Annotated in this window: 26 protein-coding genes; 19 read left to right on the forward strand and 7 right to left on the reverse strand. The window is 44.7% G+C overall.

The genetic code is table 11. From position 1 onward, the window contains the following. Positions 1–62: 62 nt before the first annotated feature. The 3 genes from brnQ to DVG79_RS02895 all read right to left on the reverse strand — a co-directional run bounded on the left by brnQ (position 63) and on the right by DVG79_RS02895 (position 2,862). Positions 63–1,385, reverse strand: a complete 1,323-nt coding sequence (gene brnQ / locus DVG79_RS02885; RefSeq protein WP_114595383.1) for a branched-chain amino acid transport system II carrier protein — start codon at positions 1,383–1,385, stop codon at positions 63–65. Positions 1,386–1,586: 201 nt separating this feature from the next. Further along, a complete protein-coding gene (locus DVG79_RS02890) occupies positions 1,587–1,880 on the reverse strand; it encodes a hypothetical protein (RefSeq protein WP_014970831.1) in 294 nt (97 codons plus the stop codon). 250 nt (positions 1,881–2,130) lie between these two features. Next, positions 2,131–2,862: a hypothetical protein gene (locus DVG79_RS02895; RefSeq protein WP_114595384.1), complete on the reverse strand. Its 732-nt coding sequence runs from the start codon at positions 2,860–2,862 to the stop codon at positions 2,131–2,133. Between the two features lie 122 nt (positions 2,863–2,984). Here DVG79_RS02895 and DVG79_RS02900 point away from each other — a divergent pair, with 122 nt between their 5' ends. From DVG79_RS02900 to DVG79_RS02930, 7 genes are all read left to right on the forward strand, one after another. Further along, positions 2,985–3,542 carry a GNAT family N-acetyltransferase gene (locus DVG79_RS02900; protein WP_012370898.1) on the forward strand — a complete coding sequence of 186 codons (558 nt, stop codon included), beginning with the start codon at positions 2,985–2,987 and terminating at the stop codon, positions 3,540–3,542. 8 nt (positions 3,543–3,550) lie between these two features. Beyond that, complete coding sequence (locus DVG79_RS02905; RefSeq protein ID WP_114595385.1) at positions 3,551–4,276, forward strand: alpha/beta fold hydrolase; 726 nt, start codon at positions 3,551–3,553, stop codon at positions 4,274–4,276. Between the two features lie 139 nt (positions 4,277–4,415). After that, entirely contained in the window at positions 4,416–5,507 is a 1,092-nt protein-coding gene (locus DVG79_RS02910; RefSeq protein ID WP_114595386.1) for a virulence factor, read from the forward strand. A gap of 357 nt (positions 5,508–5,864) precedes the next feature. After that, entirely contained in the window at positions 5,865–6,077 is a 213-nt protein-coding gene (locus tag DVG79_RS02915; protein ID WP_114595387.1) for a hypothetical protein, read from the forward strand. 92 nt (positions 6,078–6,169) lie between these two features. Beyond that, a complete protein-coding gene (locus DVG79_RS02920) occupies positions 6,170–6,634 on the forward strand; it encodes a BsuPI-related putative proteinase inhibitor (RefSeq protein ID WP_114595388.1) in 465 nt (154 codons plus the stop codon). A gap of 36 nt (positions 6,635–6,670) precedes the next feature. Further along, the gene (gene nadE, locus DVG79_RS02925) at positions 6,671–7,486 is read left to right on the forward strand and encodes an ammonia-dependent NAD(+) synthetase (RefSeq protein WP_114595389.1); all 816 of its coding nucleotides are present in this window, start codon (positions 6,671–6,673) and stop codon (positions 7,484–7,486) included. A gap of 106 nt (positions 7,487–7,592) precedes the next feature. Further along, entirely contained in the window at positions 7,593–8,888 is a 1,296-nt protein-coding gene (locus tag DVG79_RS02930) for an FAD-dependent oxidoreductase (protein ID WP_114595390.1), read from the forward strand. Here the strand turns inward: DVG79_RS02930 and DVG79_RS02935 are convergent. Continuing rightward, positions 8,882–9,274, reverse strand: a complete 393-nt coding sequence (locus DVG79_RS02935) for a disulfide bond formation protein B (protein WP_114595391.1) — start codon at positions 9,272–9,274, stop codon at positions 8,882–8,884. The two genes, DVG79_RS02930 and DVG79_RS02935, sit on opposite strands and share 7 nt — an antisense overlap. Before the next feature lie 65 nt (positions 9,275–9,339). Between DVG79_RS02935 and DVG79_RS02940 the strand changes: the two genes are divergently transcribed. The 5 genes from DVG79_RS02940 to DVG79_RS02960 all read left to right on the forward strand — a co-directional run bounded on the left by DVG79_RS02940 (position 9,340) and on the right by DVG79_RS02960 (position 14,827). Continuing rightward, positions 9,340–10,230, forward strand: coding sequence for a transcriptional regulator CcpC (locus DVG79_RS02940; RefSeq protein WP_012370890.1), 891 nt, complete (start codon positions 9,340–9,342; stop codon positions 10,228–10,230). Then, entirely contained in the window at positions 10,214–11,326 is a 1,113-nt protein-coding gene (locus DVG79_RS02945) for an N-acetyldiaminopimelate deacetylase (protein WP_114595392.1), read from the forward strand. The genes DVG79_RS02940 and DVG79_RS02945 overlap by 17 nt, the downstream gene beginning before the upstream one ends. A 221-nt stretch (positions 11,327–11,547) precedes the next feature. Next, a complete protein-coding gene (locus DVG79_RS02950; protein WP_114595393.1) occupies positions 11,548–12,936 on the forward strand; it encodes a cytochrome ubiquinol oxidase subunit I in 1,389 nt (462 codons plus the stop codon). Positions 12,937–12,948: 12 nt separating this feature from the next. Then, positions 12,949–13,971 carry a cytochrome d ubiquinol oxidase subunit II gene (locus tag DVG79_RS02955; protein WP_012370887.1) on the forward strand — a complete coding sequence of 341 codons (1,023 nt, stop codon included), beginning with the start codon at positions 12,949–12,951 and terminating at the stop codon, positions 13,969–13,971. A gap of 187 nt (positions 13,972–14,158) precedes the next feature. Continuing rightward, positions 14,159–14,827, forward strand: coding sequence for a potassium channel family protein (locus tag DVG79_RS02960; protein WP_012370886.1), 669 nt, complete (start codon positions 14,159–14,161; stop codon positions 14,825–14,827). Between the two features lie 52 nt (positions 14,828–14,879). Here DVG79_RS02960 and DVG79_RS02965 read toward each other — a convergent pair whose 3' ends face one another. Next, entirely contained in the window at positions 14,880–15,656 is a 777-nt protein-coding gene (locus DVG79_RS02965) for a Cof-type HAD-IIB family hydrolase (protein WP_114595394.1), read from the reverse strand. A 170-nt stretch (positions 15,657–15,826) separates the two neighbouring features. Here DVG79_RS02965 and DVG79_RS02970 point away from each other — a divergent pair, with 170 nt between their 5' ends. Together DVG79_RS02970 and rnjA are read left to right on the forward strand one after the other, a co-directional pair. After that, positions 15,827–16,045, forward strand: a complete 219-nt coding sequence (locus DVG79_RS02970; protein ID WP_114595395.1) for a DNA-dependent RNA polymerase subunit epsilon — start codon at positions 15,827–15,829, stop codon at positions 16,043–16,045. Next, complete coding sequence (gene rnjA / locus DVG79_RS02975; RefSeq protein ID WP_012370883.1) at positions 16,042–17,709, forward strand: ribonuclease J1; 1,668 nt, start codon at positions 16,042–16,044, stop codon at positions 17,707–17,709. The genes DVG79_RS02970 and rnjA overlap by 4 nt, the downstream gene beginning before the upstream one ends. Before the next feature lie 55 nt (positions 17,710–17,764). On the opposite strand, the gene def is transcribed toward rnjA, so the two are convergent. Beyond that, positions 17,765–18,304: a peptide deformylase gene (gene def, locus DVG79_RS02980; protein WP_114595396.1), complete on the reverse strand. Its 540-nt coding sequence runs from the start codon at positions 18,302–18,304 to the stop codon at positions 17,765–17,767. A 378-nt stretch (positions 18,305–18,682) separates the two neighbouring features. Between def and pdhA the strand changes: the two genes are divergently transcribed. The 5 genes from pdhA (at position 18,683) to DVG79_RS03005 (ending at position 23,971) form a co-directional block, all read left to right on the forward strand. Continuing rightward, the gene (pdhA, locus tag DVG79_RS02985) at positions 18,683–19,765 is read left to right on the forward strand and encodes a pyruvate dehydrogenase (acetyl-transferring) E1 component subunit alpha (protein WP_012370881.1); all 1,083 of its coding nucleotides are present in this window, start codon (positions 18,683–18,685) and stop codon (positions 19,763–19,765) included. Positions 19,766–19,768: 3 nt separating this feature from the next. Further along, positions 19,769–20,746 carry an alpha-ketoacid dehydrogenase subunit beta gene (locus DVG79_RS02990; protein WP_012370880.1) on the forward strand — a complete coding sequence of 326 codons (978 nt, stop codon included), beginning with the start codon at positions 19,769–19,771 and terminating at the stop codon, positions 20,744–20,746. A gap of 98 nt (positions 20,747–20,844) precedes the next feature. Further along, positions 20,845–22,143: a dihydrolipoamide acetyltransferase family protein gene (locus DVG79_RS02995; RefSeq protein WP_012370879.1), complete on the forward strand. Its 1,299-nt coding sequence runs from the start codon at positions 20,845–20,847 to the stop codon at positions 22,141–22,143. Between the two features lie 3 nt (positions 22,144–22,146). Then, complete coding sequence (lpdA, locus tag DVG79_RS03000) at positions 22,147–23,559, forward strand: dihydrolipoyl dehydrogenase (protein WP_114595397.1); 1,413 nt, start codon at positions 22,147–22,149, stop codon at positions 23,557–23,559. Between the two features lie 103 nt (positions 23,560–23,662). Then, positions 23,663–23,971, forward strand: a complete 309-nt coding sequence (locus DVG79_RS03005) for an SAV0927 family protein (protein WP_114595398.1) — start codon at positions 23,663–23,665, stop codon at positions 23,969–23,971. Between the two features lie 50 nt (positions 23,972–24,021). Here the strand turns inward: DVG79_RS03005 and DVG79_RS03010 are convergent, their stop codons facing one another. After that, entirely contained in the window at positions 24,022–25,509 is a 1,488-nt protein-coding gene (locus tag DVG79_RS03010; RefSeq protein ID WP_114595399.1) for an aminotransferase class I/II-fold pyridoxal phosphate-dependent enzyme, read from the reverse strand. Positions 25,510–25,615: the final 106 nt, after the last annotated feature.

A 25,615-nucleotide genomic window follows, 5' to 3' on the forward strand; every position in this document is an offset into this window, starting at 1 on the left:
AAGCGACGCCTCCAGTAGAATTTCATTTTTTTAATCATACCATAGCGATGAAAGCGGCATCACTAGCCAATCTGTTTTTCAGGAATAGAATCTGGAGAATCGTGTCTAATCGATGAACTGATGAAGAAGGTGATCAAAACAGGCAACAGCCAAGCTAAACTTTTATCGGATAACGGCAAGGAAGAATATACAGCGACTATCGGATCAGGCAAAACTTTTAACGTATGGAGAGCACTTAATAAAGAGAACAAGGCCGTGACCGATAAAGTGGTTCGATACACAAGTGATGGTCTCTTCAGCAAAGAACGGATAAAGGTCAAATCAATCAGGACGATGACGATCGGATACAGGAACATCAAAACAGGTACCGCAATCGCAAGTAAGGCATCAAGTCCGACAATTGAAACGGAAAAACCTAAAACGGTTGTGATCGTGCCGGTGATTGGAAGTGTGAGACGGGTTGAGAGCGACATCATATATTCTGAAAAAGCTGTGACAAGACCAACGGATGTCGTTAAACAGGCAAGTAAAATAGCGACTCCCAAAATCATCAGACCAATCGTACCAAATGTACTTTCGGCATATTGTTGTAATAATGAAGGGCCATCGATTACCCCGACTGCTCCAAAACTATTCCGGCCAATGAAACCGAGTCCGGTGTAAACCAGAGTCAGTGATAGTGCAGCAATTAATCCGGCTTGTGTCACGGTTTTTAATTGGACTTTTCGACTTTTTAAACCTCTGGCATGTAGTGTATGCAGGACGATGACACCAAATACAAGAGCGCCGAGAGCGTCAAGCGTCAAGTATCCTTGAAGAAATCCTTGAATGAATGCATCTGTAAAATCATCGTACGAAGAGGCAGGGGGTTGAACTGCTGATAATGGCGTTAAGATACTGCTGATACTGAGTGTCGCAAGTGCCAACAGCAGCAACGGAGTGATAAAACGGCCAATGATATCAAGCAGTTTGCCCGGTTTAAGGACAAGGTACAATGTGATTAAAAAGAAAACGGAAGAAGAAATCAACAGCGTCGTTTGACTAGGACCACTTAAGAAGGGAACAACACCAAGTTCATACGTGACGACGGAAGTCCGTGGAATTCCAAAAAAAGGTCCGATGGCGACATATAAAGCAAAAGTCAGTAGGGCACCGACGAATTTAGGAAGCGGACGGGCAAGTGTACGGATTCCCCCGCCGACCCATGCGACAGCAATCAATCCAGTCAGAGGTAATCCGACACCGGTAACAATGAAGCCGAGTATTGCAGGAAAGAACTGTGTTCCGGCCAGGGCACCGAGTTCAGGAGGGAAAATCAAATTACCCGCACCAAAGAATAATGCGAAAATCATAAAACCTAAAGCAAAGACATCTTTTTTACTCATAATATATCTTACCTCCTGTTTTTTTTTACGTTATCCACTATATCATCGGATGGAAATGGATGAAAGAATTTTTAGAAAATTCATTTGTTTTCAAGCTTTATTTTTTGACTTTATCAAAAAAAGCCCATGTCATGGTTAGAAGATCTCTAACGGTGACATGAGCAGGTGTTGCAGGAATGACAAAGTAAAGGAGTAAGTGGTTTAGCTAGACGCCATGAAACGACCTTTTTTTTGTCGTCTTAATTTATGGAGGAGCCAAGCGTGAACGACTTCGCACGATTGACGAGGAAGGGTCAGTTCCACGAGTGGTTCTTGCTGCTGACCACGGATAATAAATAATCCTGTTTCTTCATCAATAGGTGAGATAGTCATTGAGCTCGCTTCATTCAACGATACTTTCAGTTCGCCTGTTGTGGCATCCTTCAATTTCAGGATGTTTCCGTTCGTTGCAAACTTGGTGAATGAACCGATACCGTTCACTTTTAACTGATCCATGCTAAATTCCTCCTTCGGTTGATCCAGACTTATTTAAATCATCAGAAAAGCGGTTCCAACTTCTAACTTCCAAAAGGTTAATCTCATTATAACGAAGTCTCGCCCAGATGCCAGTCTTAATTTATGTGAAAATTCCAACTAATCAGTAATGATATTGTCATATAGAGGATTATGCAAAAAACGACCAAAAAATACTGTTTGAAACATATGAGAAAACTATCCTGTTATCAAGTAAAAAAAGTGATTGGGATCAACGTAACTCCAAACTCCAATTTTTTTTACGATGGATCAACTCACCACGAAGGATGATTGATTCTTTTTTTGCCTCAAGATCTTCTTTCAGAACATGCATGTCTTCGTATCGACCGGCGATATAAACCGGAATGGTCGTTTGACGTGTGAACATCGATTGCCGTGTATGCGTGAAATCGATCAAAATTCCTTCTTGTAACAATTGACGCAGATTAATGATGATTTCCGCTGTAAGAGGTGAGAGGGTCGGAATACGGAGTTCACGACGGATTTTTTGTTGCACTAGTGTGGATAAGGCTTGTTCGATACTGGACCAATCTTTTAAATAAGCCGTTGCCTGTGTCCCATCACGCTCACTGAAATAGGCCCATTCGTTTTCGACGGAAGTCATGAATGGACTAGGCATTCCGCGTTTCATATGCATTAAAAATAACAGCTCTGCGATTTCAACATCTGTCAGGATATCCAGGGAATGAGAAGAACGGATATCAATGGCGTTCAGTGGAAAACGTTCTACATCATTCGATTGGACAAATTGTTCGACTTCATGGGCCTCGACGTAATGAAAGGCGGTCCGCGAAGAATATTTGATGGATTTGAAAGCGGCTCCTGAGACAAGCAGGGCACTTTTTGAATCAATAGACGTGATAAAGTCCGCAAAGGTAACACCGGACATCGTCAAACGATGATTTTCGGCATCTTCATACAAATAGAGCAGGGAGTTGGACATAAACGAGCGACTTCCTTTCGTGGTCAGGACGTGAATAAGTTCAATAGTAGCAAAACTTCTAATGAGCGAAAAGGGTATTTCCTTCTGAAAACGGGCATAATATAAAAAAGAGGTGATTGGGCATGTGGGGGTTAAGAAAACCATTCCCGGAACTAAAAACAGAACGCTTCATCTTGAGAGAACTGGAAAACAAAGATGCACGAGATCTATTTAAGATTTTATCGGATGATGAGGTCATGTATTATTACGGATCAGATCCGCTGGTCACGGTGTATGAAGCAAAAAATGTCATCAGTTACTTCAAAGAACAATTTACCCAAGGGAAAGCGATTCGATGGGCGATTGCCGACCAGCAAACGAATCAACTGATTGGAACAATTGGATTTCATAATTGGTTGACCCAGTATCACCGGGCAGAAATCGGATTTGAAGTCAGCCAAGACTATTGGCAACAGGGAGTGGCCTCGGAAGCAGCACGGGCAGTCTTGACACACGGATTTGAAGACTTCGCGCTGCACCGGATCAGTGCACTTGTTGCACCTGAAAATATCGCGTCCAATGCACTGGTTCAGAAACTTGGTTTTCAAGCAGAAGGATTACTTGAAGATTATGCATACAGTCATGGACGATTTATGGATTTAACGATCTACCGAATGCTTGCATCGGAATGGAAAGGATGACTAGTCGAATGTCGAAACAATCACTTGTGTTACTACATGGATTTGCCGGAGGAACGGATTATTTTAATCGGGTTGAAGCGAAACTGCGTCTGTCGTTTGATGTACTCGTGCTGGCTTTGCCTGGTCATGAAGGACAATCAGTCGGTCCGGAGACGATTGAAGAATTTGCCTCATGGGTGATGGAGGACTTGAAACGAAGAGGAATTGAACGGCCGATTCTGATTGGACATTCGTTTGGCGGTTATATCGTCTCCTCGATTGTCGAGACGTATTCGGAAAAAATCAATGGATTTGGTCTTGTCTATTCAACGGCTAAAGCAGATACGGACGAAGCCAAACAAAAAAGAAATCAAAACATCAGCCGAGTCCAAGAAATCGGTGTGCGGGAATTTGTTGACGGGTTAGTTCCCGGACTATTCGCTGAAGGTACTGATGTGATGATTATCTCTGAAGCGAAGGAAATCGGTTATATGATGACTGTCGAAGGGGCAATCCGGGCGCTGACAGCGATGCGTGACCGTAGAGATTTGACAGACGTTTTAAGTCGAACAGACGTTCCGGGAGTGATCATCCACGGAACGAAGGATCCTTTAATTTCGGAAGCGAGTGCATTTGCGCCTCAAAACGAACGGATTATAAAACGTTCGACGGACAGCAGTCATATGGGGATGCTTGAGACACCCGATGCATTTTGTGAGATTTTAGAAGAAGTGTTCTCAGAGGAGAAGTCTTGAGGGAAATCTGTCTGATCAGCGTTCACCACACGGTGGGCGCTTTCTTGCTTCTTTTACGTTACCGGTTGAAAAAAGATACAAAAGCGTATGCGTTGCATTTTTAATTGAATTTCTGAATGATGAAAGGGGAGGGATTAAGATGAAAATTATAGCAATTGAACCAACACCAAGTCCGAATAATATGAAGGTCATCGTTGATGAAACGTTTTCGGAGAAGGGACAAACGTTTGAACATGCATTCGGTGCACCGGATCATGTAGCAAAATTACTGGAGATTCCAGGCATTAAGTCGGTTTATCAAGTGAGTGACTTTTTAGCCGTTGAACGGTTTCCAAAATATGATTGGCGTACACTAGTCATCGAGATTCGCCGGTCCTTTGGCGAAGTACTCAGCGATGTCGAACAGCATGAGACGGATGAAGCATTTGAGCCTGTTCATCTGTTCATTCAATTTATTTTAGGTGTACCGATGCAACTAAAAGGAGTCAAAGGACTAGAAGAAAAACGCCACGGATTACCTGACCGGTTCCGGGAAGCGGCGCTATTCGTTCAACCTTATGTGAAAAATGTCATCAGTGACCGCCGCTGGGTCGAACAGGCACCGCGTTACGGGGATTTAGATGAAAGTTTGGCAGAAGTAGCTCAAGAAATCGAAGTCGCATATCCAGCAGAGCGGATTGATCGCTTAAAGACTATTGCTTCAGGGGAAGAAGTCACATTTGACGGACAGGCGTTAACGTCGGCAGAGTGGAAACAGCGTTTTGCAGCTCTGGATGAATTACCGATTGAATTGAATTGGGTTCCGGCATACGCCAAGATGCTTCAAGATGAAAAGATGCAGATCAGAAGACAGGCTGTAGTCAAACTCGGAATGTTTGAAGAAAACCGATTAGAGCTGCTGGATTATATAACAAATGCGCTACACGACCCGTCAAGCAGTGTACGGCGAACGGCCGGAGATACGATTTCCGACTGGGCCTTGCCGGAGGCGGAAGTGATGATGATTGAAGCGTTGACGGATAAAAATAAACTGGTCCGTTGGCGGGCTGCCCGCTTTTTATTTGATGTCGGAACGGAACAATCGATTCCACGGTTAAAGGAAGCCGCGCAAGATAAGGAATATGAAGTCGCACTTCAAGCGGAACTGGCATTGGCACGAATCGAAAGTGGGGAAGAAGCACTAGGCACGGTTTGGCAACAAATGAATCGAATGTCAGGTGAAGGTTCATAAGAACCTCAAAAAAGAGGTGTATGAAGAACCATTCGACAAAATAACAATTAAGATGTCTAGGTATATTTTACCTTCTAACGAATAGATATGGGAAAATATGAATATTTTTTTGTAATGGTTTTGAAATGGAATTGAAATGTCGTGATAAATCGCCATTTTAAAGGTGTATAATCCAACTATTTTAACATTCCAATAAATGGTTGTATTTTTTGGAATAAAGTTTTGACACGAAATGTCGAACGAGAATTTTCCGATGTTTTTCCTGTTTTGATAAAGTGAAATCACAATAACTGATTCGATTTCAAACAGCTATTCTGGTTTGACTGACATCTGACATAACAAAGGAGATTCGGGGACATGATACTTTTTGCTGAAACAGATCTAGCAGTAGGATACAAAGAACGTACGGCTTCGGGTGTATTCGTAACGATTGAAACAATGGACAGCCGGACAATTACACTTGTGGCACCGGCAACGGCAACGGATGCCATTTGTGATGAATTGTTTGTGACGGGGATTGAACAATTGTTTTCTACATCAAAAATGACAGTAGCCATTCCGGTTGCTTAATCGATGAATCAAAGAGGCAGGATGGGGGGAGAACCTTATCCTGCCTCTTTTTTGTGCTAAAATTGAGAAGAGAGAAGAGAGGGGGCATTGTTTTGAAATGGATCATCCGGTTATCCTGTTTATGCGTACTGACTTTGATGTTGGCTGGATGTAACCAGCAAGAACAAAAGAAAGCGACGACACAAGGCGATGCCACGGAACAACCGATTGAAATCAAGGTGTCCGGAAAACAAGTAGAACCAAACGTTGTCTTAGCTGTCGTACAATTAAAAAATCCGAATGAACAAGCTGTGACCTTGACATTCCCGACATCCCAGCGATTTGAATTGAAAGTCAAGGATGCGGATCAAAAAGTGCTCTATACTTTTTCGCAAGAGCAGGTGTTTACGCAAGCGATTGAACAAGAGCGCTTCAAAGGATTGGAGACAAAACGTTACGAAGTAAGAATTGAGCTTCCGGATTCCAGTCATCCGACGCAAGTCGAGGCGATGACCATCCGTCAAGTAAAGGGAGATGCGAGTTCCAACAGGAAAGCGCAAAGTGAAATCTTGAACTAGACAAGTATAAAAAAGCTGAAGGAGTGTGACGGTTTCATGCAACAGGAAATCATTCAAGTGACCGGGGTCAAGCCAGTCATCGTTGCTGAAGAAGAAATTAAACAACGTGTTCAATTTTTAAAAGCGTATCTTGTGCATACAGGGGCAAAGGGACTTGTTCTTGGTATTTCAGGAGGACAGGACTCCTCATTAGCGGGTCGTCTTTGTCAACTCGCTGTTGAAGAGTTACGCAGTGAGACGAATCGCGATTATCAATTTTACGCCGTCCGATTACCGTATGGTCAACAACAAGACGAGTCGGATGCGCAGCTTGCGTTGTCATTCATCCGTCCGGATCATGCGTTGCGAGTCGATATCAAACCGGCTGTTGCTGCTTCCATGGCTTCTTTTGAACAGGCAACGGGAGACGTTTTGTCTGATTTTAGCAAAGGAAATACAAAAGCACGGGAACGAATGAAGGTGCAATATGATATAGCGGCTCATTACGGCTGTTTAGTCGTCGGAACAGATCATGCAGCAGAATTCGTAACCGGTTTTTATACGAAACACGGGGATGGAGCATGTGATTTAACACCATTGACCGGACTGAACAAGCGCCAAGGAAAACAGTTACTCCGTGAATTACAGGCACCTGAAGGATTGATTGAAAAAGTTCCGACAGCCGACTTAGAAGACGATCAGCCGGGGTTGCCTGATGAACAAGCGCTGGGCATGACATACAATGAAATTGATGATTATTTAGAAGGTAAAATGATTTCCAGTGAAAGCCAAGCTAAGCTGGAAGGTCAGTACAAACGAGTGGGACATAAACATCATATGCCGGTCTCGCCACTGGATACCTGGTGGAAATGAGTAATCCATTGCAGACGACAGCTGAAACAGCTGTCGTTTTTTTCGTCTGAAAATCGGGAAAAGACCCAAAACACATCAATAAGAGAGTCGGACGGGAGGTAAAGGCATGGAAACAATTGCAGTCGTCGGTGGTGGACTAGCGGGATTATCAGCCGCGGCCTTGCTTGCAAAACAAGGAAAACGTGTTCAGCTGTATGATGCGGCGATGTTAGGCGGAAGAGCGACTTCACAAATCATTAAAGGGTATACGTTCAACTACGGGGCGCATGCAGTATACGGACGGGATCATTCCGTGTTAAAGACAATCATTAAAAGCTTGAAACTAGAGATTACCTGGCTGGACTTTTCTTCGACGAAAGCAAAATATGAATTTTCCGGCCACTTAACGGCTGCTCCGGCTAATGCGATTGGTCTCTTGAAAACAGAAGTGATTGGCGGAACGGATAAACTTCGTTTTACATGGGAAGTTGTGAAAACAGTTCTCCGTCTTGAAAAAGGAGTGCCGGAGCTGTCAATTGGTCAATGGTTGGTGCAAGAAAAAGTCGAAGAAGACGTGGCACGCTTGATGCTTGATTTAGCGTCCAGTAACTTTTTTACGACCGAACCTGAAAACATTCCGTCAGTCGTCTATTTTGACTATTACCGGAAACTCTTTCGGACACGAAAACCGGTTTCCTATATCGCAGGAGGGTGGCAAGTCCTAATTGATGAACTGGAACGTGTTCTGCAAGAACAGGGAGGAACGATTCACCGGAAAACTAAAATTACAGCGATTGAAGAAAAGGAACAAGGATACCGGTTGCGTGACCGGAAAAAAACGGAATGGACTGTTGACCGGGTTGTCTTGGCGCTTCCACCCCGTGACATGCGAAAGCTCGCTTTACCGGCTACCGTCCAATCCTTTATCGAACCTTTTGCCCAATATGAACCGGTAGAAGTTCTTGTGTACGATGTCGGAATCAGTCCATATCTCAAAACACCGTTTTCATACGTTTACGACCGTACCCATCAACTGTTTGTCACCGATTTATCTCATTACGATCCGAGTATCGCACCGAAAAACGGTCAGGTCTTACAAGTCGTTGCCTATCTCGCGCATCAGGAAGTCGGAAATCCGGACTATTTGGCAGAAAAGGTCAAACAGATTCACCGGCTTCTCGATCAGCATTATCCGCAATGGCAGCAGCGTCTGGTTGTCGAACGGACAATGAAGCGGGCGATCGTTCAAGAAATCAAATGGAAGATGGGGCAAACGCCCCTCCCTAATTTTATGCAGGATGGACATAAGGAGACGATGGCCTTTGTCGGGGATTGGTGTGAAGGAGAAGGTCAGTTATCAGAACTGTCTTTCTCGAGTGCGTTGAACGTAGCAGCGGAATGGCAACAAAAAAACGCTCATTGAGCGTTTTTTTGTTTCGGATAAAAGGCAAGGACAATCAAAATCGTAAAAGCAATCAAACTCATCATCGGAATCGTCAGGAAACCAAAATAATTGACCCACTTGATGAGGCAACCGTTCGTGCAGAGTGCTTCTCCGTCCGGTAAGCGTTCGAGTATGACGTGATAAGCTGCGACCGCAAATCCGAGTAACGTATATAATCGAAGAAAAAATCCATCGACCGGGCGATTGCGGAATAAGGATACAAGCAAATAAATGGCGGTCGTATACATGAACAGACGTTGCCACCAGCACAACGGACAAGGAATGAATCCGCGAATCTCACTGAAATACAGACTGCCTAAAGTCGCGACCGTTGAGACGATCAACATAAAATGATAGCGTGACATATGTACCTTCCTCTCTAACGTGTTAAACTAATGCCATCTTATATCATGAGGAGTCGAATCATACATTGCAAGTGTCGGAAATGGAAATGTTGATTACGTTATCAGAAGAATTGAACATGAGACGGGCCGCCGAACGTCTGTTTGTCTCGCAACCTGCTCTCAGCCAGCGTCTGGTCGCAATCGAACGGCGCTGGGCAACAAAGTTGTTCATTCGTTCATCACGTGGACTGAGTATCACTCCACAAGGTGAAAAAGTCATCGGACTTGCCAAAGAAATGAACCGAAAAGAACTGGAGCTTAAAAGTGAATTGACGGCGGAAGAGGGGGCTGTTTACGGTACACTTCGGATTGCTGTCGCGTCCATTATGGGACAATATTGGCTTCCCCGTGTCCTGAAACGGTTTGTCGAACGTTATCCGCACGTCCGTGTCCAACTGGTCACAGGGTGGTCGAGTGAGATGATGCGCCATATGCTGGAAGAGCATTTTCATATTGGTATCATCCGCGGAAATCCTGATTGGAAAGGCGTGAAGGAACGGCTGTTCTCGGATCCGTTATATCTTGTTGACAGTGAACTGACGTCACTCGAACAGCTTCGGAAAACAGAACGTCCTTTCATTCAATTTAAAAGTGACTCGACGTACTATCAGGAGATTTTAGAATGGTGGCAGGACCGTTTTTCGAGTCCACCGGCTCGGACGCTCGTCGTTGACCAGATTGAGACGTGTAAACAGATGGCGCTTCACGGAATTGGTTTTGCGATCTTACCGGAATCAACGATTCATGAAGCGAGTGAAGTGATGCAGATCCCGCTTAAAACGTCATCGGGAAAAATTTTAAAGCGGGACACGTGGATTCTATCGACGGAGTCGATGCTTGAATTAAAACAAGTCCAAGCGTTTTGGGACATCGTCAAAGAAGAAGGAGGAAGTCAGTCAGATGGAATACGCAATTGAAATGCGCCGAGAACTTCATAAAATACCGGAGCCGGGCTTTAAGGAGTTTAAAACGCAAGCTTTTATCCTCGATCAAATCCGGTCGTACCCGGAAGATCGGGTAAGTTATGATACATTCGAAACAGGAGTATTTGTCCGCGTAAAAGGTTTAACGGGGAACCGGACGATTGGATATCGGGCGGACATCGATGGATTACCGATCGAAGAAGCAACGGGGTTACCATTTGGTTCTGAACATCCGGGCTTCATGCATGCCTGTGGTCATGATGTTCACGCATCCATCGCCTTAGGTCTGTTACGCCGGATTGTCGAACTGCCTGTCATGGATGATGTCGTCTTCCTGTTCCAACCGGCTGAAGAAGGACCGGGTGGGGCGGAACCGATGATCAAAAGCCCGCTGTTTGAAAAGTATCGTCCGAGTGAAATGTATGGTCTGCATGTTGCGCCGGAATATCCGGTCGGAACGATTGCAAGCCGGCCTGGTGTCTTGTTTGCGAGTGCCCGGGAAGTTCATATCACGATTTATGGACAAAGCGGTCATGCTGCCTTTCCGCATTTGACGATTGATACGGTTGTTGCTCAGGCGGCGTTGATCATGCAGCTTCAGACGATTGTCAGTCGTTCAATCAATCCAATGAACTGCAGTGTCATTACGATTGGGAAAGTGGAAGCGGGAATACGGGAAAATGTCATTGCAGGTCGTGCTTTACTCGACGGAACGATGCGTGCGCTTAACGGAACAGACATGGAAAAACTAGAGCAACGTGTGCGGGACATCGTACGCGGCATCGAAGCTTCATTCGGCGTAAAAATCGATTTGCAGTTTGGAAATCGGTATTATGAAGTCGTCAACGATCAACGAGTGGTTGATAAATTTTCGTCATTCGTCAAAATGAATGCGAATTATATTGAGTGCGATGCTGCGATGACGGGAGAAGATTTTGGCTTCATGTTAAAAGAAATTCCCGGCATGATGTTTTGGCTTGGTGTCAATAATGCCACGTCCGGATTACACCAGCCGACCCTGAATCCGGATGAGGATGCCATTCCCTTCGTGATTAATTTACTCGATCATTACTTCCGCGAATATGTCTGAACAAAAAACGTGACAATCGGCCCTTTATTCATGAAAAAATGGATAAAGGGCTTTCATTTTATAGAAGAGAACAGTTTTCGAACGTTTTGTGAAATAAATCACGAGTATATGTGAACAATTTGTTACATCAAACATTTAAAACAGACACAAATGATTATGTTCTCTATGATACGGATATAAACAATATATAGAAGTACGTCTAGAAAGAGGGGGCTATACACATGTTCAATGATCCAGTCATGCTCAGTCGATTATTGACAGGGCTCACATTAGCATTCCACATCATCTTTGCGACGATTGGGGTAGGGGTTCCATTGATGGTACTCGCAGCGGAGTACATCGGAATTAAACGAAAAGATTCAGACTATATTCTTCTGGCTCGACGCTGGACGCGTGGTTATATCGTAACTGTAGCGGTAGGTGTCGTAACCGGAACAGCAATTGGATTACAATTGTCGCTCCTATGGCCTTCTTTAATGCAGGTAGCAGGTCAAACGATTGCTTTACCGTTGTTCATGGAAACTTTCGCCTTTTTCTTTGAAGCGATTTTCCTCGGTATCTATCTCTACACATGGGACCGGTTTAAAAATCCGTGGTTACACTGGTTGATTGGGATTCCGGTCGTCATCGGAGCAACATTATCCGCTTTCTTCATCACGACGGTCAACTCATTCATGAACTCACCAGAAGGATTTAAAATCGTCAACGGGACACTCACGCAAATCGAACCGTTAAAAGCGATGTTTAATACGGCGACACCAACAAAAGCAACACACGTCATCGTCTCCGCTTACTTGACGGTTGCCTTTATCTTGGCAGCGATTGCGGCTTTCCATCTGTTACGGAAGAAAACTTTGTCGGCAGCAGAAACGGCTTATCACAAAAAAGCCCTTCGTTTAACTGTCATGGCCGGTTTAATCTTTGCTTTCTCAACAGCTCTAGTTGGAGACTTCTCCGGGAAATACCTAGCGAAATACCAGCCAGAAAAATTAGCAGCAGCAGAATGGCATTTTGAAACGACAAGTGAAGCCGAGTTGATTTTTGGTGGAATCCTGGATGAACAGGCAGACGGCAGTTATGAAATCAAAGGTGCCGTCAAAATTCCGTATGCTTTATCCATTCTTGCAGGTGGAGCACCGGATACAGAAGTCATCGGGTTAAATGAATTCGCCAAAGAGGACCAGGCACCACTGTTTGTCCACTATTTCTTCGATATCATGGTGTCGATCGGCATGTATTTAGCCGCCATCTCGGCCTTGTTCGTATTGGCATTCCGACTCAAAAAGTTGAATCCATACAATAAGTGGTTGTTACGCGGTATCTTTATCGGTGGACCACTCGCCATCGTCTCGATTGAAGCAGGCTGGATGTATGCGGAAATCGGACGTCAACCGTGGACGCTCTATGGTATTATGAGAACGGCTGATGCGGCGACCACTTCGACCGCTGTCGGACCGATGTTGATTTTATTCAGTTTACTGTATCTGTTGCTCGGAACGATTTGTACAGTCGTCCTGCTCCGGATGTTCAAAAATAATCCTGTCGGCAAAGAACTTGCGGATGATCATCACTCACGTGGTGAAGCGATGTTTGCCGACGACAACAAATAAGGAGGGAACGAGTTGGACATTCAAACACTTGGAATAACCGTACTTTGGACGTTCCTTTATGGATATCTCATCGTTGCCTCAATTGACTTCGGTGCCGGTTTTTATGCGTTTTATTCAAAATATACGAAACGGGATCATTTGACGAACCGTTTGATTCTCCGTTATCTTTCTCCGGTTTGGGAAGTGACGAACGTGTTCTTCGTTTTCTTCTTTGTCGGACTTGTCGGGTTCTTCCCGGATACGGCTTATTATTACGGAACGGCTTTACTTGTTCCTGCTTCAATCGTCTTAGTATTGATCGCGATTCGCGGTAGCTTTTACGCGTTTGCCAACTACGGTTCAAATGACAGCATGTTCTATACGTTCTTATATGGAGCAACGGGACTATTGATTCCGGCAGCGATGTCCACCACATTGACGATCAGTCAAGGTGGATTCATTCGGAAAACGAATGAGACGGTCGAATTCCTCGGAACGAAGCTGTTCACGAACTTTTATTCTTGGACGGTGGTCGCGCTTGCGATTGTATCCGTCCTCTATATCAGTGCCATGTTCTTGTTGTTCTATGCGGATAAAGCAAAGGATGAGAATGCAACACCATTGATTCGTAAATGGGCATTGTTCTGGAGTATTCCGACGATTGTTGTCTGTGCACTAGTCTTCTTCGGTTTAAAAAATCAGGCGGCTTGGCATTATGAAAACATCTTGAACGGTAATTGGTGGTGGTTCGCAGCAAGTTTTCTCTTCTTCTGCGTCGCGGTCACACTTGTTTACCTGAAGAAAAACTACGGGATTGCCTTTATCGCTGTTATGGCGCAATATGGGGTTGCCTGGTTCGGATACGGATACACACATCTTCCTTACATTCTTTATCCGTACATCGATATCAATAAAGCGGTCGTTAACGAAACGATGGCGACGGCACTTGTTGTGGTCTTTATCTTCGGACTAATGTTATTGATTCCTGCATTGTATCTGATCTTACGTTTGTTCCTGTTTGATAACGACTATGTCAGTGGGAAAAAAGCAAAATAAACAGAACCTGTATCACGTAACCATTCCGTGTGTCATCCATTAAAGGATGGCACACTTTTTTTGAGCGGATTTGTCATTCACTTTAAGGGATTGAAAACGGAAAATCGCATTACAAAAGCGTTCATAGTAATTTAGAAGTGAATCGGGTACACTACTACTGAAGCAGAATTGTGAAGGAGAGTTGAACATGAATGGAGAGTTCGCAGTAATTGGTTTAGGTCGGTTCGGGGGTTCGATTGTCCGGGAATTATCAAAGAATGGATATGATGTTTTGGCGATTGATTCGGATGAAGAGCGTGTCAATGAATACATGGGGATTGCGACGCATTCTGTCATTGCGGATACGACGGATGAAAACGTCTTAAAGAGTCTTGGGATTCGCAATTTTGACCATGTCATCGTTGCGATTGGTGAAAATATTCAAGCGTCGATTTTGACGACTTTAATTTTAAAAGAGCTCGGTGTTCAATCGATTACCGTCAAAGCGACAAATGATTATCATGAAAAGGTGTTACGTAAGATTGGAGCCGACTTCATCGTTCACCCTGAACGGGATATGGGGGTCCGGATTGCGAACGGACTGATGAGTTCAAATATTTTAGATTACCTCGATTTATCACAAGAATTCTCAATCGTTGAAATCAAAGTCAGTGATCGAATGGCCAATCAGACATTAATCGACTTGGATTTGCGGAGTAAGTACGGTGCCAACGTCGTTGCAATTAAACGAGGCGAAAACGTCATGATTTCCTTACAAGCGGATGAATTGATTGAAAAAGGGGATTACCTTGTCGTCATTGGCGAAAATGATGACTTGGACCGTTTGGAACGTGCCATCCATAAAGTGAAAAATTAATATCAAAAAAGGCTGAGGAATCATTCCTCGGCCTTTTGAGTACTTGTTACATTTAAATGAGTTGGAATTCTTTCAGACCATGTTCGATGCCATCTTCTAGTATGTGTTTTGTGACGAAGTCAGCCGCCGCTTTTGTTTCGGCAAGACCATTGCCCATCGCGATGCCGGTTCCGACATAACGTAACATTTCTAAATCGTTCAGGGCATCTCCGAATGCAAACGTATCTTCGCGCCGGATATTCGTCAACTTCAGGAATTGTCTGATACCATCAGCTTTTGACGAACCGACATTGATGACATCCATCGCATTCGGATGCCAGCGGATGAAGTCGAAGGCTTGGTAGTTTTGAGTGTACTCGGCTTCTTCTTCAGCGGTACAATAGACAAGCGTTTGGAAGACATCATGTGTCGTAAATGCTTGTTCATCGAAGGCGGGTAAAGGAATATCCAGTTCTCCAAGGGATTCCTGGACCAACTGATCTGACGGTTTAGTTGAGAAACCCTGTGTTTCACCTAGATAGACGAGTGTATGACCGTTTTGATGTGCGCGAGCGGTTAAATGCTTAAGATCTTCAATCGGTTGTGGGCGTCTGTAAATGACCTCGTTCTGATGAACAACGATTTGACCATTATAACCAATGATCGTATCGATGTTGAGCAGTTCGCGCACACCGGATAACATCGCCGGACCACGTCCGGTCGCGATGGCTACATAAACACCATTTGCTTGTAGCTGTTTAATTGCTTGTTTGGTCGACTCGGGAACAAAATGACCATCGTGAAGTAAGGTTCCATCGATATCGAAAAAGACGACTTTCTGATTTGCCATGGTTTCACCTTCTCTTTTTAATTGGCTGTTCAGCCGGATACATGTGGAATTATAGCATAGCGTTAACGTTTACGCCGACCTTGGATTAGGAATAGGATGAAAAAATAGTAGGATATCGTGTATACTAATCTAAGGACAAAAAACAATGGACTGATAAGGAGTTGCTAAACATGATTTTTAAAGTATTTTATCAACCGCTTCGTTCGGAAGCCCCGGTACGGGAACGGACAGAAGTGATGTATGTTGAGGGAGAGAACATTCGTGAAGTGCGAACAGCGATTGATCACCTCATCAAAGATATCAATGTCGAATTCATCCGTGAGTTAAGCGGCGAATTCCTCGAATATGAAAAACTAAGCCCAGACTATAAGGTTGAAACGTTCGCATGAAGTTCGTTAAAAACCATCAAGCAGCCGTTTTCGCACTCGGTGGCTTAGGAGAAATCGGGAAGAACACATATGTCGTTCAATTTCAAGACGAGATCATCGTCATCGACGCCGGTGTCATGTTCCCGGAAGATGAACTACTTGGAATTGACTATGTCATTCCAGACTACACGTACTTGATTAAAAATAAAGATAAAGTAAAAGGGGTCTTCATCACCCACGGTCACGAAGACCACATCGGGGGATTGCCGTTCTTACTCAAACAAGTCAACTTACCAATTTATGCGGGGAAAATTGCACTTGGTCTCATTAAAGTAAAACTCGAAGAACACGGTTTGTTACGGACGGCCGAGTTACATGAAATTGATGAGGATTCGATCATCAAGTTCCGGAAGACAAGCATTTCGTTTTTCCGGACGACACACTCGATTCCAAACTCGTTTGGCGTCGTTGTCAAAACACCGCAGGGCAACATCGTCCATACCGGTGATTTCAAATTCGATTTCACACCAGTCGGAGAACCTGCTGACTTAACCAAAATGGCGGAACTCGGCAAGGAAGGTGTTCTCTGTCTGTTATCAGACTCGACGAACGCTGAGATTGAAGGCTTTACGATGAGTGAACGTGTCGTCGGAGATACGATTTCAAACATCTTCCGTAAGGCAGAAGGTCGGATTATCTTTGCGACATTCGCTTCGAATATCTATCGCTTGCAACAAGTCGTCAATGCATCGGTCGAAGCAGGGCGTAAAATCGTCGTGTTCGGACGGAGCATGGATAAAGTCATGATGATTGGTCAGGAGCTTGATTTCATCAAAGCACCTAAAGGGACGATCATCGAACCGAATGAGATGAAACGGTATAAATCGAACGAACTGACGATTCTTTGCACAGGCTCACAAGGGGAGCCGATGGCAGCCCTGAGCCGGATTGCTAACGGGACACACCGTCAGATTTCAATCATTCCGGACGACTTGGTTATCTTCTCGTCTTCTCCGATTCCAGGAAACGTCGTTTCTGTCGGAAAAACGATCAACCAATTGTACAAAGCCGGTGCAGATGTCATGTATGGCAAGTTGAATGACATCCATACTTCAGGTCACGGCAGTCAACAAGAACAATTGTTGATGCTTCGTCTCCTACAGCCAAAATACTTCATGCCGATCCACGGAGAATACCGGATGTTGAAAAAGCATATGTCGCTTGCAATGGACGCCGGTGTACCGGAAGAAAACTGTTTCGTCATGGACAACGGTGAAGTCTTGGCACTCGATGCCAATGCAGCCGCGATTACCGGTAAAATTCAAGCGAATGCCGTCTATGTAGATGGAAAAGGAATTGGAGATATTGGGAATATCGTCCTGCGTGACCGACGGATTCTTTCGGAAGAAGGATTGGTCGTCGTCGTTGTCACACTTGATTCTAAAACAAATCGTCTTGTTTCAGGACCGGACATCATTTCACGCGGATTTGTTTACATGCGTGAATCAGGAAATCTGATTAAGGATGCGGAACGTCTGTTGAAGCGTTCGCTTGAGCAATCTCTGGCGAATCGAAACACAAAATGGACGGATATCAAACAAGTCATCAACGATACACTGACACCGTACCTGACTGAAAAAACACAACGTCATCCAATGATCATGCCGATCATCATGGAAGTATAAATAAAAAAGGTCATTTCCTTATATTGGAAATGACCTTTTTTATTTCTTAATTAAATTAAAGAGATGAACCATATTCCTTGAATGGTTCTTTCGGATCGATTCGATCGTAAAACATGATGCCGTCCAAATGATCGTATTCATGTTGGCAGACGACGGCTTTTAATCCTTTTAATCTTAATTTTACGGGATTTCCGTTATGATCGATGCCAGACAGGGTAATACGCATATAGCGCGGTACATGGCCTTCGACTTCCCGGTCAACGGATAAACAGCCTTCACCGCCGGCGAGATACGTTTGTTCAACGGAATGACTGATGATTTTCGGATTGTAGATCCCGAACTCGAGAATATCATCTCCGTCCTGCAGACGAATGGCAAACATCCGTTTATTGACCCCGATTTGGGGAGCCGCCAGTCCGATCCCGCTACGTAAATCATATTTTTCAGCTAACTCGTCGTCCTGACTGTTGGCAAGATACTCCATCATCAGACGCATCGTTTCTTTATCTTCCTCGCTGAGGGGGAAGGTAACATCGACAGAACGTTCGTGAAGCGAAGGAACGTCTTCCCGAACGATTTCATTCATGGTAATCATGAACAACACCCCTTTCATCTAGAAAAATTATAGCATATCAAAGGAGGAATATTAATAACTAACACAGTTGTGAAATGATGAATAGTACAGAAGTAAAGCCGTTCTTCGAATGTGAGGTCGTTCACAAGAACATCCGCTAAAAAAAATAAAACATTTCCTTTGATTTTATAGGTGTTACAGTTTTATACTTGTAACGTAATGAACAAGACATGCTTTCGTGTCTAGTCATGTTAATACAGTTTACTCAACTGGATAGGTACACAGATATATGTTCAAGAAAAGGTCATACGGGACTTCATTTTTTGAACACTATTCGTATGTGAGCAAATCAGTCAGAGGAATATTTCGCTGAGCACAGTGAAAGGATGAGGTGAAAAGATGAACTTAAACATGTTTAAAAACGTGGAAGAAAACTTTGAAACATTCCGCATTCTGGATGAAAAAGGTGAAGTCGTCAACAAAGACGCTATGCCGGATCTTTCAGATGAAGAACTTACGGAATTAATGCGTCGTCTCGTTTACACACGTATTTGGGACCAACGCGCAATCTCACTTAACCGTCAAGGACGTCTTGGTTTCTATGCGCCAGTCGCAGGACAAGAAGCGTCAATGATCGGTTCACAATTCGCTTTAGATAAAGATGACTGGATTCTTCCAGGATACCGTGATATCCCGCAAATGGTTTTCCACGGCTTCCCGCTTTACAAAGCATTCTTATTCTCACGCGGACACATCACAGGTGGTAAGATTCCTGAAGGTGTTAACGTCTTAATGCCGCAAATCATCATCGGTGCACAAATCGTGCAAGCTGCCGGTGTGGCACTCGGTCTTAAGAAAAGTGGAAAAGAGCAAGTCGCAATTACGTACACAGGTGATGGCGGATCATCACAAGGTGACTTCTACGAAGGTATGAACTTTGCTGGAGCATTCAAAGCACCTGCAATTTTCGTTGTCCAAAACAACCGCTTTGCGATTTCGACACCGGTTGAAAAACAATCGATGGCGAAAACAATCGCTCAAAAAGCCGTTGCAGCCGGAATCAACGGAATCCAAGTTGACGGAATGGACGTTCTTGCTGTTTACGCAGCAACAAAACAAGCTCGTGTTGAAGCACTGAACGGTGTTCCGACATTGATCGAAACGCTCACATACCGTTACGGACCGCATACGCTCGCTGGAGATGATCCAACACGTTACCGTACAAAAGATATGGATGATGAGTACCAAGCACAAGATCCACTCGTTCGTTTCCGTGCTTTCATGGAAACAAAAGGTCTTTGGAACGAAGACAAAGAGAACGAAGTCATTGAACAAGCGAAAGCGGATGTAAAAGAAGCACTCGCTCAAGCAGATAAAGAACCAAAACAAAAAGTAACAGACTTCATCAACGTGATGGCTGAAAAGTTACCACAAAACCTGCAAGAGCAGCTTGATGAGTATACAGCAAAGGAGTCGAAATAACCCATGGCACAAATGACGATGATCCAAGCGATCACTGACGCAATGCGCGTCGAGATGAAACGCGACGAGCAAGTTCTCTTGTTCGGTGAAGACGTCGGTAAAAACGGTGGGGTATTCCGTGCGACAGAAGGTCTTCAAGATGAATTAGGCGAAGACCGTGTCTTCGATACACCACTTGCCGAGTCTGGTATTGGTGGCCTTGCAGTCGGATTCAGCTTAACTGGTTTCCGTCCAATCATGGAAATCCAATTCTTCGGTTTTGTTTTCGAAGTATTTGATTCTGTAGCGGCACAACTCGCACGTTTACGTTACCGTTCAGGCGGCACGTACAGTGCACCTGTTACAATCCGTTCACCATTCGGTGGCGGTGTTAAAACACCTGAGCTTCATGCAGATAACTTGGAAGGATTAATGGCTCAGTCACCAGGACTTAAAGTCGTCATCCCTTCAACTCCGTATGATGCAAAAGGTCTTTTGATCGCATCAATCCGCGATAACGATCCAGTCGTTTTCCTTGAGCACATGAAACTGTACCGTTCATTCCGCGGTGAAGTGCCAGAGGGCGACTACACGATCGAACTCGGAAAAGCAGACATCAAACGTGAAGGTACTGACGTGACAATCGTAACGTACGGTGCAATGGTTCACGCGTCACTCAAAGCTGCTGAAGAGCTTGAAAAAGAAAACATCAGCGTTGAAATCATCGATTTGATGACAATCAGCCCGATTGACATCGATACAATCGTTGAGTCAGTCAAGAAAACGAACCGTGTTGTCGTTGTTCAAGAAGCTCAAAAACAAGCAGGTGTGGCTGCAATGGTCGCAACTGAAATTCAAGAGCGCGCAATTCTTGATCTCGAAGCACCGATTCTTCGTGTTGCGGCACCTGACACAATCTTCCCGTTCGCACAAGGTGAAGATTCATGGCTTCCGGACCACAAAGATATCGTCGAAAAAGTAAAAACTGTTTACAACTTCTAAGAGTGAACCGGAAAAAAGGAGAGAGGCAATTCTCTCCTTGCTTCCGTTTTAAAGATAACAATCGACCAGAAGAGTGAAATAAAAGGAGGCTAATTCAAATGGGTTTATTTGAATTCAAATTACCGGATATCGGTGAGGGTATTCACGAAGGTGAAATCGTAAAGTGGTTCGTTAAAGCAGGCGACACAGTAAAAGAAGATGACATTCTTCTTGAAGTACAAAACGATAAAGCAGTCGTTGAAATCCCGTCACCAGTTGATGGCACAGTCAAAGAAGTAAAAGTCGACGAAGGCATCGTAGCCGTCGTTGGTGACGTATTGATCACGTTTGATGTGGAAGGCGAAGGTTCAGCTCCTTCTGAAGAAGAAGCACCGGAACAACCTAAAGCAGCAGACAACGCAAAAGATGTCCAAGACACAGACAAAAAAGTCGAAGACAAGCCAAATGAAGTTCAAATCCATAAATCAGAACGCGTTATCGCAATGCCTTCAGTGCGTAAATATGCACGTGAAAAAGGCGTCGACATCCGTGAAGTTCAAGGTTCTGGTGACAACGGTCGCGTTGTCAAAGAAGACATCGATGCATTTGCAAACGGTGGACAATCTTCAACTGCACCAGCAGCAGAAGAAAAAGCACCGGCAGCACAAGCTTCAGCATCTAAATCTGAAGTGAAACCGTATGTTGCAGCTCAACCTGAGCTTGAAACACGCGAGAAGATCAAAGGAATCCGTAAAGCGATTTCGAAAGCAATGGTCAACTCGAAACATACAGCACCACACGTTACATTGATGGACGAAGTCGATGTTACGAATCTTGTTGCACTCCGTAAAAACTTCAAAGAAGTTGCGGCAGCACAAGGTACGAAATTAACGTATCTTCCATTCGTCGTAAAAGCATTGACAGCAGCGGCTAAAAAATACCCTGCAATCAACGCGTCAATCGACGATGTGAACGAAGAAGTCGTTTACAAAAACTACTTCAACATCGGTATCGCAGCAGACACAGACAACGGTCTTGTTGTTCCTGTCGTCAAAGATGCAGACCGTAAATCAATCTTCGGATTAGCAGATAACATTAACGACCTTGCTGGTAAAGCACGTGACGGTAAACTTTCTGGGGACGAAATGAAAGGCGGATCGATCACAATCACAAACATCGGTTCTGCTGGCGGACAATGGTTCACACCTGTCATCAACCACCCAGAAGTTGCAATCCTCGGTATTGGCCGTATCGCTGAAAAAGCGGTCGTCAAAAACGGCGAAATCGTTGCAGCACCAGTACTTGCTCTTTCATTCAGCTTCGACCACCGTCTCATCGATGGTGCTACAGCACAAAACGCGCTTAACTTGGTTAAACGTTTGTTAAATGACCCACAACTTCTCATTATGGAGGGATAAGCAATGGTAGTAGGTGAATTCGCACAAGAAACAGATTTACTCGTAATCGGGGCTGGCCCTGGTGGTTACGTCGCTGCAATCCGCGGTGCGCAACTCGGACTTAAAGTAACAATCGTCGAACGTGAAAACGTCGGTGGTGTTTGTTTGAACGTCGGATGTATCCCGTCAAAAGCCTTGATCACAGCTGGACACAACTTCCAACATGCAAAAGGTTCAGATTCAATGGGAATCACATCTGAGAACGTCGCTGTCGACTTCTCAAAAGTTCAATCTTGGAAACAATCAGTCGTCAACAAATTGACTGGTGGTGTTGGTGGCCTTCTTAAAGGTAACAACGTTGAAACAGTCGTTGGGGAAGCTTACTTCCAATCTGAAGATACAGTTCGTATCATCAATGAAGATTCTTCTACACCTTACAAATTCAAAAAATGTATCATCGCAACAGGTTCGACTCCAATCGAACTTCCAGCTTTCAAATGGTCAAAACGTGTCCTTTCTTCAACAGGCGCTTTGAACCTTCCTGAACTTCCGAAAAAACTCATCGTCATCGGCGGCGGATACATCGGAATGGAGCTCGGAACAGCGTATGCTAACTTTGACACTGAAGTTGTCATCTTAGAAGGTACAAAAGATATCCTTTCTGGATTCGAGCCTGCAATGACGCAAGTCGTTAAGAAAAAGCTCAAACAAAAAGGAAACATCACGATTCACAACGAAGCACTTGCACAAAGTGTCGAAGAGACAGAAGAAGGCGTAAAAGTTACGTTTGAAGTCAAAGGTGAAACACAAACTGTCGAAGCGGACTACGTCCTCGTCACAGTTGGTCGTCGCCCGAACACATCTGATCTCGGTCTTGAAATGGCGGAAGTTAAAGTCAGCGAACGTGGACTCGTCGAAATCGACGATCAGTGCCGTACGTCGAACGAAAACATCTACGCTATCGGGGACATCGTTCCTGGACCGCCACTTGCACACAAAGCTTCATTCGAAGCAAAAATTGCTGCTGAAGCAGCTGCTGGACATCCGGCATACCTCGACTACAGCGCGATTCCTGCAGTTGTCTTCACAGACCCAGAACTCGCAACAGTCGGTTATACGGAAGCTCAAGCAAAAGAAGAAGGACTCGACTATGTTGCGTCTAAATTCCCTTACGCTGCAAACGGACGTGCTCTTGCACTCAACGAGCCAGACGGCTTCTTGAAAATGATCACACGTAAAGCAGACGGTCTCTTGATTGGTGCTCAAATCGCTGGTACAGGCGCATCTGACATGATCGCAGAGATGGGACTCGCAATCGAGTCTGGTATGACAGCTGAAGATATCGCACTCACAATCCACGCGCACCCTTCACTCGGTGAAATCGCAATGGAAACTGCTGAAGTTGCAATCGGTAGCCCAATCCATATCATGAAATAAGTCATAAAACCTTAAGCGGGGAGCCGACCGCTTAAGGTTTTTTTTGTGTCGTTTAATCTGTCTTTAAAACAGGAAAAGGATAAAAAAGAAAGGATGAGACAAGATGGAATTTCAACTTTCGCCACTTGAAGAACTGTATCATGTCTCAGAAACGGATAAAGTCAGGTTTATCGGGATGACAACGGAACAAGCACGGTACGATTTTGGTGTCGTCTTTACCAAACAGTTTTTCGGGAAGGTGTTAGTTGTCAGTCTCACGAGCGGACGGGCTGCTTTACTCGATCATACGGATGTTCTCGAGGCGGATGCCATGACGCGTCTGCTCGGGATTGAACCGGTGGATGCTGAGACGGTCGGAGAGTTTTTAGCGACACTGTTGCCGGATGTTCCGAGTTATGAACAGGCAGACTAAAAGACCGCAATTGCTTTTTCAGCAGTTGCGGTCTTTTTTAATGCATCTTTTTAACGAATCGCGTTCGATTGTTGAATGACTTTGATTGTCTCGAGCGTATGATCTTCGAGTCCTTGAACGGGGAGACCGGCTTCGATATTTTCTTTGATATACGCCAAATTGTCTGTTGTAATCATTTCACCCGGAATGAAAATCGGAATGCCGGGTGGATAGACCATCATGAACTCTGCCGAGATCCGGCCGACAGCATCCGCGAGTGGGATCGTTTCTGTTTCTTCATAAAAAGCATCACGCGGACTGAGGGCGAGTGCCGGAATGTCGGGTAAGACGATCGAGTGGGACGCGGTTTTCGATCCCGTATCCCGGTGACGTTCTACAAGATCAGCCATTCCTGCAAGTAGAGCATCAATCGTTTCTTCCGAATCACCGGACGTGATAATCAGCAAAATATTGTTTAAGTCGGACAGTTCGACCTCGATGCGGTGTTCTTCCCGTAAAAATTCTTCGACGAGATGACCGGAAATACCCAGTCCTTTAACGGAAATCAATACTTTTGTCGGATCGAAGGCGAATGTCGCACTGGAATGAAGATCCGATTCACCAAACACAGCAAGATAAGGCAGTTTCGCAAGTCCCATCCGCATCCGTGTCGCAAGTTCGAGCGCCCGGCGGTTCATCGCTTCTCCGTTAATCGCCAAATGGCGGCGGGCGCAGTCGAGTGATGCGAGCAATAGATAGGAAGTGGAAGTCGTCGTCAGCATCGACAGGACGGCCTGGACTTTATCCGGTGAGACGAGTCCGCGACGGACATTCAAGACGGAGCTACCAGTTAAAGAGCCGCCTAACTTATGCACACTTGTCGCGGCAAGATCTGCACCTGCCTGCATCGCAGACAGTGGCATATCATCATGGAACGCAATATGCACACCGTGTGCTTCGTCGACGAGGACAGGGATCCCTTTACTATGGGCAAGCGTAACGATGCTCTCTAAGTCACCTGCGACGCCAAAATACGTCGGATTGATGACGAGGACCGCTTTCGTGTCCGGGTGAAGACTGAGGGCACGTTCGACGGCACTTGGCGTGATACCATGAGCGATACCGAACATTTCATCAAATTCGGGGTGAATGAAAATCGGATGCGCTCCAGAAAGAACGATAGCCGACATGACCGATTTATGAACATTCCGAGGAACTAAAATTTTATCGTCCGGACCGACGACACTCATGATCATTGCCATGATGGCGGTCGACGTTCCCTGAACGGAGAAAAATGTTTCGTCTGCATGAAAAGCTTGGGCTGCCAATTGATGAGCATCCTTGATGATTCCTTTTGGGTGATGTAAATCATCGAGCGGCGCGATATTGATTAAATCGATATCGAGCGCATTTTGACCGATGAATGATCGAAAAGCAGGATCCATTCCCTGGCCATTTTTATGACCGGGAATATGAAATTGAATTGGTTGACGTTTCGCATGCGCCAGCAGCGCATCGAATAAAGGTGTATCGAGCTGTGTTAAGCTTTTTGTTTGCACCAGATTTCCCCCCTTAAAACCGAATAAAAAAACAATCAAACAAGCTAACTATAACAAGTTTTCATAAGGTTGCAACTGTTTTATGTTCGATTTCGTTGTAAAATAG

The organism is Exiguobacterium sp. RIT594, from assembly GCF_003339585.1.
In the GTDB taxonomy this organism is placed as follows: domain Bacteria; phylum Bacillota; class Bacilli; order Exiguobacteriales; family Exiguobacteriaceae; genus Exiguobacterium_A.